The sequence below is a fragment of the Neisseria animalis genome (assembly GCF_900636515.1).
GTDB lineage: Bacteria > Pseudomonadota > Gammaproteobacteria > Burkholderiales > Neisseriaceae > Neisseria > Neisseria animalis.
This window is the reverse complement of sequence record NZ_LR134287.1, coordinates 1,510,725-1,527,713: the sequence shown is the minus strand read 5'-3', so window position 1 is coordinate 1,527,713 and position 16,989 is coordinate 1,510,725. Positions and strand designations below refer to the sequence as shown.

Below are 16,989 nucleotides of genomic sequence, written 5' to 3'. Positions count from 1 at the left end.
AATCTTTGTTTGTTTCGGCTAAAATCGGCATAGAATTTCAATAAATAATGAATTTATCGAATTGAGCAGGTATGAAGCCGGATAACATCGACCGCAAAATCCTCACCGCCTTGCAGCAGGACGGCAGGCTGCAGAATATCGAGCTGGCAAAACAGGTCGGGCTGTCGCCGTCTTCCTGTTTGCGGCGAGTCAAATTATTGGAAGAAGCCGGTATTATCGAGCGTTACAGTGCGAAGCTGAGTGCGGAAAAAATCGGCTTGGGTTTTACTGTGTTTGCGCGGATATGGCTGAAAAGTCAGGACGGCGAAACCGTCAGGCAGTTTACCGAAGCAGTATGCCGTCTGAAGCAGATTACCGAATGTCATCTGATGGCGGGCGACAGCGATTTCCTGCTGCGGATTGTTACCGCCGATTTGCAGGCGTATTGGCGTTTTCATACTGATTATCTTGCACGGCTGCCGGGCGTGCAGAACATCAGAACCGATATTCCGCTGCTGGTGGTTAAATCGGATACGGATCTGCCCTTACAGGCTTAAAAAAACGGCAGAAATTTCTTATAATGAGGCATACTTGAGCAGGCTGTTTATCCAACTTTGAGGATTTTTGTTATGCAAACGCTTTCTGAAATGCTGCCGTTCAAATATTTGGCCGTAGGTTACGAATCCCCTTACGAAGCAGACGAAGCGCGTCAGGCATTTGCGGATTTCATGCAGAGAAACCCAAGTCTGATACCCGCTTTAAAAGACCCTGCCCGTTGCGAAATGACTTTGAAATGGATTTCAAACCGAGCAGGATTGTATTTCTATAAGTGGTTTTATAAGTATAGCGGCGAGTGCATACTGTTGGTAGGTTCTAGGAAATACTTCGTACACGAGAAGGAACTTGGTACGGTCAGACGCTATTGGGATATTCTCGAAAAGATGGCAGACCCCGATGGTTCTTTCTCTGCTGCGTATCTCAAACAACTTGAAGAGCGGCGCGGGTACGGTATTCTTGAAGGGCGCAAGGATATTTATGAGGACGCAGCCTTCGAGAAAGAGCTTACCAAGATGCGACGGCGTTTCGATAAGGCTCGTGGCCGAAGATAAGTAACCGGCTTGAATTTGCAGACGGCCTGTGCCGTTTTTATCAAAAACACAGAGAGTATTGTTATGTCAGGCAAGCAAAAAGTTATTGCGATTGACGGACCGAGTGCTTCGGGAAAAGGAACGGTTGCTTCGCGCGTTGCGGCAGCTTTGGGCTTTGATTATCTGGACTCGGGTGCGCTGTACCGTTTGACGGCATTGTATGCCCGGAAGCAGCAGGTGGAATGGACAGATGAAGCGGGCGTGGCTGCCTTGGCGGAAAACCTGCCGGCTAAATTTGCAGACGGCTCGGTATGGCTGGAAGAGGAAGACGTATCCGCGCAAATCCGCAGCGAAGCCATCGGTATGGGCGCATCGGCGGTGGCGCAGCTGCCGAAAGTGCGTGAAGCCTTACTGCAACGCCAGCGCGATTTTCTGACGGAAAAAGGTTTGGTGGCCGACGGGCGCGATATCGGTTCGGTTATTTTCCCTGATGCTGCTTTGAAAGTGTTTCTGACCGCCAGTGCCCGCGTGCGTGCCGAACGGCGTGCCAAACAAATCGGACTGCCGTGCGAAGGTTTGGAGTTCGACCGCATTTTGTCGGACATCGAAGCACGAGACGAGGCTGACCGCCGCAGAGCAGTTGCGCCCTTGCGGCAACTGCCGGACGCGCAGCTTTTGGATACCACGGAATTAAACATTGAAGAGGCAGTAAAAAAAGTATTGGACTGGTATCATAATGTTTGAATTATTTGGAAAAACTGCTGTATAATCCGAAAAGTTTTTTGCAGACGGCCTTTCAGGTAAAAGGCCGTCTGCATATATTGCATTTTATCCGTCTGTCGCGCCAAGGGCGGCAGATTTTCACAACCAACCCCGCACCCCTTGGCGGTGTACCGAAAAGAGTTAGTATATGACTATGGAAAATTTTGCCCAGCTGTTGGAAGAAAGCTTTACCCTGCAAGAGATGAATCCGGGTGAGGTGATTACTGCCGAGGTAGTAGGCATCGACCAAAACTTCGTAACCGTAAACGCCGGCCTGAAATCAGAATCTCTGATTGACGTAGCTGAATTCAAAAACGCTCAGGGCGAGATTGAAGTTAAAGTAGGCGATTTCGTTACCGTAACCATCGAATCCGTTGAAAACGGTTTCGGCGAAACCAAATTGTCACGCGAAAAAGCCAAACGCGCTGCCGACTGGATTGCTCTGGAAGAAGCCATGGAAAACGGCGACATTCTGTCCGGCGTCATCAACGGCAAAGTAAAAGGCGGCCTGACCGTTATGATCAACAGCATCCGCGCATTCCTGCCGGGTTCTTTGGTTGATGTACGTCCGGTGAAAGACACCTCTCACTTTGAAGGCAAAGAGATTGAGTTCAAAGTCATCAAGTTGGACAAAAAACGCAACAATGTTGTGGTATCCCGCCGCGCGGTTCTGGAAGCGACTTTGGGCGAAGAGCGCAAAGCCCTGCTGGAAAACCTGCAAGAAGGTGCAGTGGTTAAAGGTATCGTTAAAAACATCACTGACTACGGTGCATTCGTTGACTTGGGCGGCATCGACGGTTTGCTGCACATTACCGATCTGGCATGGCGCCGTGTGAAACACCCGAGCGAAGTGTTGGAAGTTGGTCAGGAAGTTGAAGCCAAAGTGCTGAAATTCGACCAAGAAAAACAACGCGTTTCTCTGGGTATGAAACAACTGGGCGAAGATCCTTGGAACGGTCTGACTCGCCGTTACCCGCAGGGTACCCGTCTGTTCGGTAAAGTGTCTAACCTGACCGACTACGGTGCATTCGTTGAAATCGAACAAGGCATCGAAGGTTTGGTACACGTTTCCGAAATGGACTGGACCAACAAAAACGTACACCCGAGCAAAGTGGTACAGTTGGGTGACGAAGTCGAAGTAATGATTCTGGAAATCGACGAAGACCGCCGCCGTATCTCTTTGGGCATGAAACAATGCCAAGCCAATCCTTGGGAAGAGTTTGCCGCCAACCACAACAAAGGTGACAAAATCTCCGGTGCGGTTAAATCCATCACCGACTTCGGCGTATTCGTAGGCTTGCCGGGTGGTATCGACGGTCTGGTTCACTTGTCTGATCTGTCTTGGACCGAGTCCGGCGAAGAAGCTGTACGCAAATACAAAAAAGGCGAAGAAGTTGAAGCCGTTGTATTGGCCATCGACGTTGACAAAGAGCGTATCTCTTTGGGCATCAAGCAACTGGAAGGCGATCCGTTCAATAACTTCATCAGCGTAAACGACAAAGGTGCTTTGGTTAAAGGTACTGTGAAGTCTGTTGATGCCAAAGGTGCTGTGGTTGCGCTGACTGAAGAAGTTGAAGCCTACCTGCCGGCTGCCGAATTTGCCGCCGACCGCGTTGAAGACTTGTCAACCAAGCTGAACGAAGGCGACGAAGTTGAAGCCGTTATCGTTACCGTTGACCGCAAAAACCGCAGCATCCGCTTGTCTGTAAAAGCAAAAGACGCTAAAGAAAGCCGCGATGTACTGAACTCGGTAAATGCAGCCGCAACTGCCAGCGCCGGTACAACCAGCTTGGGTGACCTGCTGAAAGCCAAACTGTCAGGCGACCAAGAATAAGGTTGCGGACAAGATGACCAAGTCTGAATTAATGGTTCGTTTGGCAGAGGTATTTGCCGAGAAAAACGGTAACCAGCTGATGGCCAAAGATGTTGAGTACAGCGTAAAAGTTTTGGTGGATACCATGACCCGATCGCTGGCACGCGGCCAACGCATTGAAATCCGCGGTTTCGGCAGCTTCGACTTGAACCATCGTCCGGCGCGTATTGGCCGTAATCCGAAAACCGGAGAACGTGTGGAAGTGCCCGAAAAGCACGTTCCCCACTTCAAACCGGGTAAAGAATTGCGTGAACGCGTGGATATGGCTTTACAAAAAGACGCCAATTGAAACCAGTAAAGCAAACGCCGCAGAAATGCGGCGTTTTTTCTTATATAAATCCGATATATAACGTCAAATTATGACAGAGTGCGGGAGAATACATGGTAATCGGGCTTGGAGGCCGTCTGAAATCATTTATAATGCCGATTCAGGCAACATATTTGTACAATAATCCGGTTGCCGTTGCAGACAACACAATCCGCGATAATGAAAATAAGGCTAGAGAATGAGTGATAGAGAAAATTTGTTTGTTCCCCCTTCTTTTGAAAACCACAGTCCGTTAACTTGGTATCAGGCCGCAGCACAACAGCCGGGCTTTATCAGCGATAAGGCTCAGGCAACCGCAATAGAATATCTGGACCGTTTATGGACGGAATTGATGATGTTCAAGCGTAAGCGCAACCGGTTTTTGGGGCGCAGCTTACGTTCTCCCCAAGTGCCGAAAGGTTTGTATTTTTACGGCGGTGTCGGACGAGGCAAGAGCTTTTTGATGGATGCGTTTTTCGGCTGTTTGCCGTATAAGCGCAAACGCCGCGTACACTTTCATGCGTTTATGGCGGAAATCCATAACCGCTTGAAAGGGTTGAAAAGTGAGGCTAATCCGCTTAAAGCGGTGGCTTTGGAAATTTCTAATGAAACACGGGTTTTGTGTTTTGACGAATTTCACGTCAGCGACATTGCCGATGCGATGATTTTGGGTCGTTTGCTGGAAAATCTGCTCAATGAAGGAGTGGTGGTGGTGGCAACGTCCAACTATGCGCCGTCGGAGCTGTATCCGCAAGGGCAGAACCGCAGCAGCTTTTTGCCGACCATTGCTTTGATTGAAGCCAGCTTGACCGTTTTAAATGTGGACGGAGGGGAAGACTACCGTTTGCGTACTTTGAAACCGGCGGAGATTTTCTTTGTTCCGAACAGTGAGGAAAACGAACAAAAACTGGCCGCGCTGTTTAAAGATATGTCGGGCTTGTCTGAACTGAATCCGGGTATCAGTATTATTCACGGTCGTGAGATTCCGCACAAGGCGAATGCGGAACGTGCGGTTTGGTTTGACTTCCGCGCTTTGTGTTTCGGCCCTCGCTCACAGGCTGACTACCTGCATCTGGCGGAACATTACGAAATCGTATTCGTATCGGGCTTGGAACGTCTTACCCCGCAGGAAAAAGCCGAGGCGCGCCGTCTGACTTGGCTGATCGACGTGTTGTATGATTTCCGGGTCAAATTGTGCGCCACCAGCGCGGTTGATGTAAACGATATTTATGTGGAAGGTGATTTTGCCCAAGAGTTTACCCGTACTGCCAGCCGTATGGTGGAGATGCAGTCGGAAGTGTATTTGGAACAGCCCCATTTGACTCTCGGTCGGAAATAACCGCCGCATACCCCAGCTTTTTACCAAGCCGTAAGGAATTTTGGTAGAATAGCGCCGCTTGTCCGTGCCGTTGTTTTGCAGACGGCTTTTGTCGGTAATCATGATATAAACCCCAATATGTTAAGGAGAATTTTATGGCTATCGAACGTACTATTTCCATTGTAAAACCTGATGCTGTAGGTAAAAATGTTATCGGTAAAATTTACAGCCGTTTTGAAGACAACGGTTTGCGTATCATTGCTGCCAAAATGAAACATTTGAGTAAAGCCGAAGCCGAAGGCTTTTACGCCGTACACAAAGAACGCCCGTTTTTTGCCGACTTGGTGGCTTTCATGACCAGCGGACCGGTGATGATTCAGGTTTTGGAAGGTGAAAATGCCGTAGCGAAAAACCGCGAGCTGATGGGTGCAACCAATCCTGCCGAAGCTGCTCCGGGCACAATTCGCGCGGATTTCGCAGCTTCCATCGATGCCAATGCTGTTCACGGTTCCGACAGCTTGGAGAATGCGGCAATCGAAATTGCTTACTTCTTCCAAGACAGCGAAATCTGCCCACGCTAATTTCCGGGCAAAACCGTGCCGTTCGGACAGTATTTTTCTGTTCGGGCGGCCGGAAAACTGTGTTTGCTGTATTTGCAGACGGCATGATTGTTGGAAAGGCCGTCTGCAAATGCGGCAGATATGGCTTGCAAACTTGATTTCGGGTTTCAGGCAGTTAAATTAAAGCGGCATATTATGTATTGTCGAATAACGCAGAATGGAAAAAAGCCGCAGACTGTACAGACAATATCGGGTGTAGGCTGACTGCTTCAGCAGCTTCGCTTGGCCGTCTCTTCGGCTAGGGTGTGGCAATACCGTATTGTTCTGTGTCAGATAACTATGTTTTGTCGTTTTAATTTAACCGTTTGAGTACGGAATGGATAAAGATACTGTTATTGGCTGGCTTTGATGGTTGTGTCGGTTGGATAACTGTCGGCGCAGAAGACAGATTATCCGTACCGCTTCAGGATACGGCCTGATGAGTAAAGTAAACAGAGAATGTGCGCCATGCCGGATAATCGGCAGCATATTCCGATCAGCATAAAGTCTTCAGAATACATGAAAACCAATCTACTGAATTTTGATTTGCCGGGATTGACCGAACACTTTGCACAAATGGGCGAAAAGCCGTTTCGTGCCAAACAGGTGATGCGTTGGATTCATCAAGCCGGTGCGGCTGATTTTGATGAAATGACCGACTTGGCCAAATCATTGCGTTACAAATTGAACGAACAGGCAGTAATCGGCATTCCGCAGTTGATGACCGCGCAGGAGTCTTCGGACGGCACGCGGAAATGGCTGCTGGATGTCGGTACGGGCAACGGCGTGGAAACGGTATTTATTCCCGAAGCCGAGCGCGGTACGCTGTGTATCTCCTCGCAAGTAGGCTGTGCATTGGAATGTACGTTTTGTTCGACAGGGCGACAAGGTTTCAACCGTAATCTGACGGCCGCCGAAATTATCGGACAACTGTGGTGGGCAAACAAAGCCATGGGCGTTACGCCGAAAAACGAACGCGTGATTTCCAATGTGGTCATGATGGGCATGGGCGAGCCGATGGCGAATTTCGACAATGTCGTTACCGCTTTGAGCATTATGCTCGACGACCACGGCTACGGTTTGAGCCGCCGCAGGGTAACGGTTTCCACTTCGGGAATGGTGCCGCAAATGGACAGATTACGAGATGCCGTACCGGTGGCGTTGGCCGTGTCGCTGCACGCCTCCAACGATACAGTGCGCGATGAGATTGTGCCGCTGAATAAAAAATATCCGCTGAAAGAATTGATGGCGGCGTGTCAGCGTTATTTGGTTAAAGCACCGCGGGACTTCATTACTTTTGAATATGTGATGCTCGACGGCATTAATGACAAAGCGCAACACGCCCGGGAATTGATCGAGCTGGTTAAAGACGTACCGTGCAAATTCAATCTGATTCCGTTCAATCCGTTCCCAAACTCGGGTTACGAGCGTTCCAGCAATGAGAATATCCGCATTTTCCGCGATATTCTGCAGCAGGCAGGCTTTGTGGTTACGGTTCGCAAAACCCGTGGAGATGACATCGACGCAGCTTGCGGACAACTGGCGGGGCAGGTTCAGGATAAAACCAAACGCCAGCAGAAATGGCAGCAGATTGTGGTGGAGAAATAAGGCGAATCAATGATGAAGGCAAACTGGCTGCCGGTGTTGTCCGCATGTATCTTGGCAGCTTGCGGAACAAATCTCGGTTCGGAAGCCAAGATGCGCGCGGAGCAAGTGTCGGACATCAAAACCCGTTTGGCATTGGAATATATGCGGTCGGAAAACTACCGGCAGGCAACCGCCAGCATAGAAGAGGCTTTGGGAGCCAACCGCAAAAACGAAGCAGCGTGGTTGGTGCGGGCGGGGATTTACCAATATCTGAAGGTAGATGATAAAGCGCAGGAAAGTTTCCGGACGGCATTGTCGCTGAAGCCGGACAGTGCGGAAGCCAATAATAACTACGGCTGGTTTGTTTGCAGCAGGTTGAACCGTCCTGCCGAGGCGATTGCTTATTTTGATAAAGCATTGGCGGATCCGACTTATCCTACGCCTTATGTCGCCCATTTTAATAAAGGCGTATGCAGTGCGAAATCAGGGCAATATGCGCTTGCCGATGCCTATTTTGAACGTGCGTTGGCCGCCAATCCCGAATTTGCGCCGGTATTCAAAGAGTGGGCGCGTGCCAAATGGCAGCAAGGCCGTCTGAGCGAAGCAAACAGCCACTTCCGCCAATACCTGAATCAAACAAACGGCTTGTTGCCGGCCGATGATTTGTTGTTGGGCTGGCAGTTGGCGCAGGCTTCGGGCGATACCCGACAGGCCGCTATCTATGAAGAACAACTGAAGGCACGTTTCCCTTATTCGGAGGCGTTGCAAACCATTACCACGGGTCGTTAAACTCATGCAGAACCAGTCATCACACGTTTATCACAAAGAAGCCGCTCGAGCATTGGGTGGCGAATTGCGGCAAATCCGCGAAAAATCAGGTATTTCTGTTGCAGACGTTGCCCAGCGCTTGAAGCTGTCGGAGCAGCAGATCGAAGCCTTGGAAAAAGGTGATTATTCATCTTTTGCCGGCGTTGTATTCGTGATGGGTTTTTTACGCTCCTATGCCCGTATGATCAATATGGACACATCGGAGATTGAAGGCCGTCTGCAAACCGTCGTGCCGCAGGAAAGCAGCCATGCCTATTTGGTCAACCGCAAGGAAGATGGCGGTTTCGATTATCGGGAAGGTGGAAAAACGGCGTTCCCTAAATGGATTTTGGCTTTGGCGGCATTGTTGCTGGTTGGCGGAGGGATCTATGCTTGGCAGAACAAATCCCAAACGGAAAACAACCGGCAGAACGAAGCAGACAGCAATGCCGTACAAAACAGCCTGCAGGCGCCGGCATTGCAAGCCAGCAATGTAACCGTATCGCCGATGACTGAAGAAAGCAGCATGGAAGTTGCCGCTTCGGATACCTTGAAGCAGGCAGCCGCTTCCGAACCGGTTGTTCCGGAAGTCAGCGTTGCGGCCGATGAACTGTGGATTAAACCTCACTACCGCAGCCGTTTGGTTATCCGGGATAACAGCGGCAAGCTGGTATTTGAAGGCATTGTGGCAGCAGGGAGCGAACACAGGGAGCGCGGCGGCGCACCTTATGAAGTTTGGATTGGCATTGCTGCCGAAGCGCAAGCCAATTTCGGCGGCACACCGATTGATTTGAAAGCATACCGTAGGGAAGGACGAAAATCCGTTTCCTTCCGCGCAGGAAAATAAACCATGAACACACTCAAACGCCGGTCTACCCATCAGGTACAAATTGACCACATTACCATAGGTTCGGAAGCTCCCGTTGTGGTGCAGTCTATGACCAATACCGATACGGCAGATGCCGAAGCAACGGCATTGCAGGTTAAGGAATTGAGTGATGCCGGATCGGAGATGGTTCGGATTACCGTCAACAGCCCGGAGGCGGCTTCCAAAGTGGCCGAAATCCGCAGCCGTTTAGATGATATGGGCTATACCACACCGCTCATCGGCGATTTCCATTTCAACGGAGAGCGCCTGTTGGCCGAGTTTCCCGAGTGCGGCAAAGCATTGTCAAAATACCGCATCAATCCGGGTAACGTCGGCAAGGGTGCGAAGGGCGATGAAAAATTCGCCTATATGATTCGAACCGCGGCAGAGCACAATAAAGCCGTGCGTATCGGTGTGAACTGGGGTTCGCTCGACCAAAGTCTGGCCAAGCGCATGATGGATGCAAATTTGGCATCTGCCAATCCGCGGGCACCGGAAGAAGTGATGAAAGAAGCACTGATTGTGTCCGCGCTTGAATCCGCTGAGAAAGCCGTCAGCCTCGGGCTGCCGGAAGATAAAATCATTTTGTCGTGCAAAGTCAGTGCCGTACAGGATTTGATTCAAGTTTACCGCGAGCTGGGCAGCCGCTGCCGCTATCCGCTGCATTTGGGTTTGACCGAAGCGGGAATGGGCAGCAAAGGCATTGTTGCCTCAACGGCCGCGTTGTCTGTTTTATTACAGGAAGGCATCGGGGATACCATCCGTATTTCATTGACGCCCGAGCCGGGCAGCCCGCGTACTCAAGAAGTGGTAGTGGGGCAGGAAATCCTGCAAACCATGGGATTGCGTTCGTTTACGCCGATGGTTACGGCGTGTCCCGGATGCGGCCGCACCACCAGCACCGTATTCCAAGAGTTGGCGCAAGACGTGCAAAACTACCTGCGTCAGAAAATGACCGTGTGGCGTACTGTTTATCCGGGGGTAGAGTCGTTGAATGTTGCCGTGATGGGCTGCGTGGTAAACGGCCCCGGGGAGAGCAAGTTGGCGGATATCGGTATCAGCTTGCCGGGCACGGGCGAAACGCCTGTCGCGCCGGTGTATGTAGACGGCGAACGCAAAGTGACTTTAAAAGGCGACAATATTGCTGCCGAGTTTTTGAAGATTGTTGAAGAATACGTCGAAGCCAATTACTGCGAAGGCGGTGCCAAGCGTAATCAGCCGAAGATTATTCCGATTCAGCCGCGTTGACGACAAGTAAGAAGGATATTGCGGGCAAACTTCTTCTTCCGAGCAAACTGATGCAGTAGGTTGGGAGTGGCGGTTCTGCCCGCTTTGCAATTTGACGAGGGCTGGAAACCCAATCGGGCGGCGGTAAGGCCGTCTGCTTTTTGCATTTTTGGCCAGCGGACAGCTATCTTTAAAACGGCTTTGCTGGTGAAGTGGAAAGCACAGCCGGACAATATGAAACGAAACAAAGCGGCAGGCAGGTTGGGCTATGCCGTATTTTTTATGCCGAATGAGCATATTGGTGAAAGAATAATCATGAAATGGGTGTGGTTTAAAAAGCTGTTGCCGGAGTGGTTGCTGTTTTTTACTGCGGGCATCATGGTGTGTGCGGCAGGGCGCGGATATTTGTTCGGGCGTTATGCCGGTGCGGATTTGCAGACGGCCTATTCTGCCGATGTTGCCGCAATGTGGTTGAAAGGCTTTTTATTCGACATTAAAACCGTATCCTTGATGTCGGCAATATTGGTGTTGGCCGCATTATTGGGTTTGGCAAACCAAAAACTGATGGCGGCCGTATACCGCATACATTACCGCTGTGCCGCGCTGCTGTTGACGCTGCTTGCCGCGTTGACTTCGGGCAACATATTTTATTATGCGGTATATGACCGCCCGTTTGACGTATTCGTTTTCGGATTGTTGGAAGACGATACCCAAGCGGTTCTGCAAACCATTTGGACGGATTACCCCGTTATTTGGATAATATTTGCCGTGTTGGCAGTCGGCTGGCTGTTTCAGCAAATCTTCCGCCGTCTGCATATTCGCATGGCGGCAAAGGAAACCCGCTGCAGCGATACTTGGTGGCAGCGGATATTATGGGTTTTGATGATCGTATTGGCATTAACGGCCGGTATCCGCACATCTTTTGGGAAGTTTCCGTTGCGCCAGTCGGACGCGCAGGTTTCATCGCTTGCCATCTTGAACAAACTGGTTCCCAATGCCGTTACCGCCTTAAGTTGGGCGGTGGGCGAATACCGCAGCAGCAGCTTTCACGAAGTGGGAGATGAAGAAGGGCGGAAACTGTTTTCCGTGATGACCGGGCGACAGGTTGCGGGTGCGGATTGGACAGAGTTGGCCGCCAAAACGCAGCAGAACAAGCTGCCGGCCAGACCGAATGTCGCCTTGGCCGTTATGGAGAGCATGGGTACGCACCTGTTCCGGTTCGATACTTTGCAGCGCGACCTTTTGGGCAGATTGCGCCCTCATTTTCAGCAGGATTGGCTGTTTACCCGTTTTGTTTCCGAGGGCGACGGTACGGCGGATACCATGCACCGCTTATTTATCCGCAGTCCGTTAAACAATATCAGCCAAAGTACGGCAAAAAATAAAAAATATCCCACCAATCTGTTTGCCCCGTTTAAAGCCTCAGGATACCAAACCGTCTATATTACGGCGGGCAACGGAGGCTGGCGTGATTTTAACAACTTTACCAAACATCTGGGCGTTGATGAATTTATAGACGAAACGGCATTGCGCCGCCGCTATCCTGAAGCGGTCAACGATACTTGGGGTGTGCCGGACGAATATATGTTCCGTTATGCCGCCGAGCGTTTGCAGCGTGCAGAGCGGGAAGGGCAGCCGGTATTTATCCTGATGTTGTCGATTACCCACCATCCGCCATACCGCCTGCCGCCAACGGGCGAGCGTATCGGCATGGCGCTTGATGCTGAAGAACAAAGCCGTCTGCAACAGTTGGGCAAGCCCGCCGAAATAGAGGAGGCTTTCAATACCTTCCGCTATGCCAACGATAGCTTGGGCGCATTTATTGATGAGGTAAAGCAGAGCGGTAAGACCATTGTGGCGGCAACCGGCGACCACAATATGCGGGGCATCGGCTATGCTTCGGCGGAAGAACAGGCATTGGGTCATGCTGTGCCGTTTTATCTGTATGTACCGGAACAGCTGCGCGGTGAAGCGGTATACCGCCCCGAACGTGTCGGTTCGCATAAAGATGTAATGCCGACCCTGTATGCTTTGAGTATTCCCGAACAGGCGTACTTGAAAACCGGCTGCAATCTGACCGCTCCGGATAATCATGGCGATACATGGTGCGGATACGGTTACAACAAACATATCGTCATCACGGAAAGCGGGGCAACCGATATTGAACAAGGCACATTCCGCAAGTGGCGCGATAAAGAAAAACTGCTGCTGGCTACGGCCGTGGACGATATTCCGACAGAAGAGCAAGAGCAGGTCAAACGGGGCAGAACATACGGCGCGTTTTTGGATTGGTTGCTGAACAGAATGGCAACAATGCAATAATATAGTCGAATAAAATAAGAATGAGACAAGGCAGCGAAGCCGCAGACAGTACACATAGTACGGCAAGGCAAAGCAACGCTGTATCATTCTTATTTTAAATGACTATAGCAAGAAGAAAAGCCGTCTGCAAAATAGAGCAAGCCCTTGTTGCGGTGCTGTATTTTGCAGACGGCTTTTGCGTGATGCGGATTATTCCGTAATCGAAGCAAACACTTCAAAATAAGTCGGGAAGGTTTTGTGGGTACATTTTGGATCGTTGATGATTACCGGCGTACCCAGCAGCGATACCAATGAGAAACACATGGCGACGCGGTGGTCGTCGTAAGTGTCAATCGCCACATCGGCTTTTAATGCGGCGGGCGGCGTGATATAGATGGCTTCCGGCTCTTCCACCACTTCCGCACCCAGCTTGCGCAGTTCGGTTGCCATGGCGGCAATGCGGTCGGTTTCTTTGACGCGCCACGAGCCGATGTTGCGCAGGGTACAGGGTTTGCCGCTGGCCAACGCAATCACGGCCAAGGTCATGGCGGCATCGGGAATGTGGTTGGCATCCAAGTCAAACGGCAGCACGCTTTGATGCGCCGGACGGGAAATTTCGATGAAATTGTCGCCCCAAACCACATGGGCACCGATTTTTTCCAACTCGCGCGCAAAAGCCACGTCGCCCTGAATGCTGTTCAAACCGATGCCGGTTACGCGGATGGGCGCACCGGAAATCAAGCCCGCCCCGAGGAAATAAGACGCGCTGGAGGCATCTCCTTCGACATGCAACACTTCCGGCGCATGGTAACGCGCACCGGCGGGGATTTTGAACACGCGGTAATCTTCATTGACGACATGCACGCCGAACTGCGCCATCAGTTTCAGCGTAATGTCGATGTAAGGTTTGGAAATCAGCTCGCCGACCATACGGATGTCAAACGCCTCGCCGGTCAGCGGCAGAGCCATCAGCAGCGCGGTCAGAAACTGGCTGGACACATTGCCTTTAATCGGAATTTCGTGCACACCGTTGTCGCTGCGTTCGTTGATTTGCAGCGGCGGATAGTTTTCATTGCCCAAATAGCGGACATCGGCACCGGCCGTACGAAGCGCATCGACCAAATCGCCAATCGGACGCTCGTGCATACGCGGCACGCCGTGCAAATGGTAATCGCCGCCCAATACCGCCAACACCGCCGTCAGCGGGCGGAACGCCGTCCCCGCGTTGCCTAAAAACAAATCTGCCGAACGGTTGGGAAAACGTCCGCCCGTACCTTGGATTTGCAGACGGCCTTCTTCCAAAAATTCAATACGGACACCCAGTTTTTCCAAGGCTTCCAGCATACGGTCGGTATCGTCGGATTTGAGCAGCGAACGGATTTCGCAGATATTGTCGGACAATGCGGCCAGCAGCAACGTGCGGTTGCTGATGCTTTTGGAACCCGGCAGGGCTACGGTTGAGGGCTTGAGTTGGGCGGCAGGCAGGCGGATGGATTCAGTCATGTTTTCTCTTTTGTGATGGATACGGGGAAATCGGATAAGTTTTGGTACGAAACCGCATTATACGCATATTGAATGCCGTCTGGAAACCGAAAGGGAGGAGTGTTTTGCAGACGGCATGACGGTTCTGTTATTCTGCTATACTGTGGTTCTTTCATGTAATGCTATGCGGTAAAACGATGTATCAGAAAAGAGCGCGCGGTGCGAAGCCGTGGATTGTGATGGGTGCGGTTATCGCCGGTTTTGTGTGGCTGCTGTATGCTTTGGGCGATATTTTAACGCCGTTTATCGTGGCGGCGGTGTTGGCGTATGTGCTGAATCCGCTGGTGGAAAAGCTGGAACGCCGCCGCTTTAAGCGCGGGTTGGCTTCGATGGTGGTCATGGTGTTGTCGCTGGCGGTGCTGACGGCTTTGGTGCTGATTATTGTGCCGATGCTGATCGGGCAGTTTAACAACTTAATCGGAAGGCTGCCGCAGATTGTCGGTTTCGTTCAAAATACGCTGCTGCCGTGGCTGATGCGGGTGGGCGGCAACTATATTGAGTTGGATACGGCCTCGATTGTGGCGTGGTTACAGTCTCATACGGGCGAGCTGGCCAATACCTTGAAAACGGTGATGCCGACTTTGATGAAGCAGGGCGGCAATGTGGTCATCGGGGTCAGCAATTTCCTGCTGCTGCCGTTTTTGCTGTATTACTTTCTGCTGGATTGGAAGCGTTGGTCGTCCGGTATTCGGGCATTGGTACCGCGTCGTTTTTTAGACAGCTATGTACGCATTACCGGCAATATGGACGAGGTGTTGGGCGAGTTTCTGCGCGGACAGTTGACCGTTATGCTGGTTATGGGCTTGGTGTACGGATTGGGCTTGATGCTGGTCGGCTTGGATTCGGGCTTTGCCATCGGCATGATTGCCGGTATTTTGGTATTTGTTCCGTATTTGGGGGCGTTTACGGGCCTACTGTTGGCAACGGTTGCTGCTGTATTGCAGTTTGGTGCGTGGCCGGGTGTGCTGATGGTGTGGGGCGTATTTGCAGTGGGGCAGTTTTTGGAGAGCTTCTTCATTACGCCGCAGATTGTCGGCGACCGTATCGGCTTGTCGCCTTTTTGGGTGATTTTCTCATTAATGGCGTTTGGGCAGTTGATGGGCTTTGTCGGTATGTTGATTGGCCTGCCGTTGGCGGCTGTTACGCTGGTGTTGTTGCGGGAGGGAGCCTCGGCCTATTTCGGCAGCCATTTTTACCGCCACCGTTAGATACGGGAAGCGTTTTGCAGACGGCACAGGCCGTCTGCAAAATAGCAAAAAGCCAAGCCGGAATGCTTGGCTTTTTGCTTGGGAAAACGGAAATCAATAATGACGGCGGCGGAAGAAAAACATTCCTTCGCTGTCGGCTTCGATGATGTAGCGGCCGTTTTGAACGGCGGCATAACCGCTTTTGCCGCTTTGGTAAGGCTGCAAACCGGCGTGTTCGATCAGGTAGGCGGTCAGCGCGGGGGCATCTTCGGCAACATTGCCAACCAAGCGGGCAAACAGGGTATGGCAGATTCCGTTTGCCGGCCAACCGGTTTTCTGGGCGGAAGAATCGGTTTCCATACATTTGCCGCGGACAGTTTCCAAATCGCTCAGGTTTTTGCCGCTCAGGACGATGTAGTTGTCGTTGCCCAAGCCGTTGATTTGGTAGCTCGCCTGTTCTTTTGCATCGTGGCTGCTGCCGGATGGGGTTAATGCCAAGCCTTCGATGGCGGTGGTGTCGATGTGTTTGACTTTGAATACCGGCTTAGGTGCGGCAGGGATTTCGGTTTGCTGTGTGCTGTCGCTATTGCCGTCGCAGCCTGCCAGCAGCGCGGGAAGGGCAAGGAGCAGGAGTCTTTTCATGGTCGCAATCCTATGGGTAGGCAGATAAACCGTGTTATTATAGCGAACCTTGATTTGCTTGGATATGTACCGAAGGCTGGCGCGGATTATGATGGTTTGGCATATTGCATGGATTCATCTTTTGGGGTTGATGAGCCCCGGCCCGGATTTTTTCTATATTACGCGCACGGCGGCACGTTTCGGGCGCAGGCAGGCGGTGGCGGCGGTTTGCGGTATTGTGGTCGGAGTCATGGCTTGGGCGGTGGCGACTATCTTGGGGCTGGTGTTGCTGTTTCGGGCGTTTCCGGCGGTGGAAGCGGTGCTGGTGTGCGCGGGCGGCGTGTACCTGATGTATTTGGGTTGGAAAATGCTGGGGGTGCGTGCGCATACCATTTTTCCGGAAGACGGGCGTTACGGGGCGGAACAGGAAACGGCAGTTGATTGGTGCGGTGAAGTCAAAAAAGGACTGCTGGTTAATTTGTCCAATCCCAAGGTGGTGGTGTATTTCAGCAGCGTGATGTCTGTCGTTTTGGCAGAAGTGGCCGCATGGTGGCAGATTGTGGCGGTATTGCTGCTGATTTTTGTGGAAACACTGCTGTATTTTATGATGGTGGCGGTGTTGTTTTCCGGCGGTGCCGTCAAACGGTTTTACAGTTGCTACGGCAGGTATCTGGACAATGCTGCGGGGGTGCTGTTTTTAGGATTCGGTGCGTATTTGTTGGCAGGGATATGGCTGAAATGATGAAAAAGCCGTCTGTAAATCAATGACAGACGGCTTTTTTGTTCGGCTTGGCGGTGAAAAAGTGAAGGAGATAAAGGGGCGGTTTTGCAGACGGCATGAATTGTTTAAATTTAAACAAAAAATATGAAACAATAATAAAGTCTATTCTCAAAAATATTGAATTATTATGCCGTCTGCTTTT

Annotated in this window: 16 protein-coding genes; 14 read left to right on the top strand and 2 right to left on the bottom strand. The window is 51.3% G+C overall.

Annotated features, from left to right (window positions below):
- The first annotated feature begins 71 nt into the window (after positions 1-71).
- The 12 genes from EL111_RS07150 (at position 72) to EL111_RS07095 (ending at position 12,737) form a co-directional block, all read left to right on the top strand.
- Complete coding sequence (locus EL111_RS07150; protein ID WP_123795899.1) at positions 72-536, top strand: Lrp/AsnC family transcriptional regulator; 465 nt, start codon at positions 72-74, stop codon at positions 534-536.
- A 72-nt stretch (positions 537-608) separates the two neighbouring features.
- Positions 609-1,088: a hypothetical protein gene (locus EL111_RS07145; protein WP_123795900.1), complete on the top strand. Its 480-nt coding sequence runs from the start codon at positions 609-611 to the stop codon at positions 1,086-1,088.
- Between the two features lie 63 nt (positions 1,089-1,151).
- Complete coding sequence (gene cmk / locus EL111_RS07140) at positions 1,152-1,811, top strand: (d)CMP kinase (RefSeq protein ID WP_123795901.1); 660 nt, start codon at positions 1,152-1,154, stop codon at positions 1,809-1,811.
- Between the two features lie 166 nt (positions 1,812-1,977).
- Positions 1,978-3,663, top strand: a complete 1,686-nt coding sequence (gene rpsA / locus EL111_RS07135) for a 30S ribosomal protein S1 (RefSeq protein ID WP_123795902.1) — start codon at positions 1,978-1,980, stop codon at positions 3,661-3,663.
- A 13-nt stretch (positions 3,664-3,676) separates the two neighbouring features.
- Positions 3,677-3,991 carry an integration host factor subunit beta gene (locus tag EL111_RS07130; protein WP_123795903.1) on the top strand — a complete coding sequence of 105 codons (315 nt, stop codon included), beginning with the start codon at positions 3,677-3,679 and terminating at the stop codon, positions 3,989-3,991.
- 217 nt (positions 3,992-4,208) lie between these two features.
- Positions 4,209-5,348: a cell division protein ZapE gene (gene zapE, locus EL111_RS07125; protein WP_123795904.1), complete on the top strand. Its 1,140-nt coding sequence runs from the start codon at positions 4,209-4,211 to the stop codon at positions 5,346-5,348.
- Between the two features lie 134 nt (positions 5,349-5,482).
- Entirely contained in the window at positions 5,483-5,908 is a 426-nt protein-coding gene (gene ndk / locus EL111_RS07120; protein ID WP_123795905.1) for a nucleoside-diphosphate kinase, read from the top strand.
- Positions 5,909-6,445: 537 nt separating this feature from the next.
- Entirely contained in the window at positions 6,446-7,534 is a 1,089-nt protein-coding gene (rlmN, locus tag EL111_RS07115) for a dual-specificity RNA methyltransferase RlmN (RefSeq protein ID WP_123795906.1), read from the top strand.
- Positions 7,535-7,546: 12 nt separating this feature from the next.
- The gene (pilW, locus tag EL111_RS07110) at positions 7,547-8,302 is read left to right on the top strand and encodes a type IV pilus biogenesis/stability protein PilW (RefSeq protein ID WP_123795919.1); all 756 of its coding nucleotides are present in this window, start codon (positions 7,547-7,549) and stop codon (positions 8,300-8,302) included.
- A 4-nt stretch (positions 8,303-8,306) separates the two neighbouring features.
- Complete coding sequence (locus EL111_RS07105) at positions 8,307-9,167, top strand: helix-turn-helix domain-containing protein (protein WP_123795907.1); 861 nt, start codon at positions 8,307-8,309, stop codon at positions 9,165-9,167.
- Positions 9,168-9,170: 3 nt separating this feature from the next.
- Positions 9,171-10,436 (top strand): flavodoxin-dependent (E)-4-hydroxy-3-methylbut-2-enyl-diphosphate synthase, encoded by a 1,266-nt coding sequence (gene ispG, locus EL111_RS07100; RefSeq protein ID WP_123795908.1) that lies wholly within the window; start codon positions 9,171-9,173, stop codon positions 10,434-10,436.
- Between the two features lie 213 nt (positions 10,437-10,649).
- Positions 10,650-12,737: an LTA synthase family protein gene (locus EL111_RS07095; protein WP_231998368.1), complete on the top strand. Its 2,088-nt coding sequence runs from the start codon at positions 10,650-10,652 to the stop codon at positions 12,735-12,737.
- Positions 12,738-12,926: 189 nt separating this feature from the next.
- Here the strand turns inward: EL111_RS07095 and aroA are convergent, their stop codons facing one another.
- Positions 12,927-14,219, bottom strand: a complete 1,293-nt coding sequence (gene aroA / locus EL111_RS07090; RefSeq protein ID WP_123795909.1) for a 3-phosphoshikimate 1-carboxyvinyltransferase — start codon at positions 14,217-14,219, stop codon at positions 12,927-12,929.
- A 176-nt stretch (positions 14,220-14,395) separates the two neighbouring features.
- Between aroA and EL111_RS07085 the strand changes: the two genes are divergently transcribed.
- Positions 14,396-15,466, top strand: a complete 1,071-nt coding sequence (locus EL111_RS07085; protein WP_123795910.1) for an AI-2E family transporter — start codon at positions 14,396-14,398, stop codon at positions 15,464-15,466.
- 93 nt (positions 15,467-15,559) lie between these two features.
- Here the strand turns inward: EL111_RS07085 and EL111_RS10735 are convergent, their stop codons facing one another.
- A complete protein-coding gene (locus EL111_RS10735; protein WP_162842992.1) occupies positions 15,560-16,087 on the bottom strand; it encodes a hypothetical protein in 528 nt (175 codons plus the stop codon).
- 88 nt (positions 16,088-16,175) lie between these two features.
- On the opposite strand from EL111_RS10735, the gene EL111_RS07075 reads away from it, so the two are divergent.
- On the top strand, positions 16,176-16,808 hold the full coding sequence (locus EL111_RS07075; protein WP_197717751.1) for a LysE family transporter: 633 nt from the start codon (positions 16,176-16,178) through the stop codon (positions 16,806-16,808).
- The last annotated feature ends 181 nt before the right edge of the window (positions 16,809-16,989 follow it).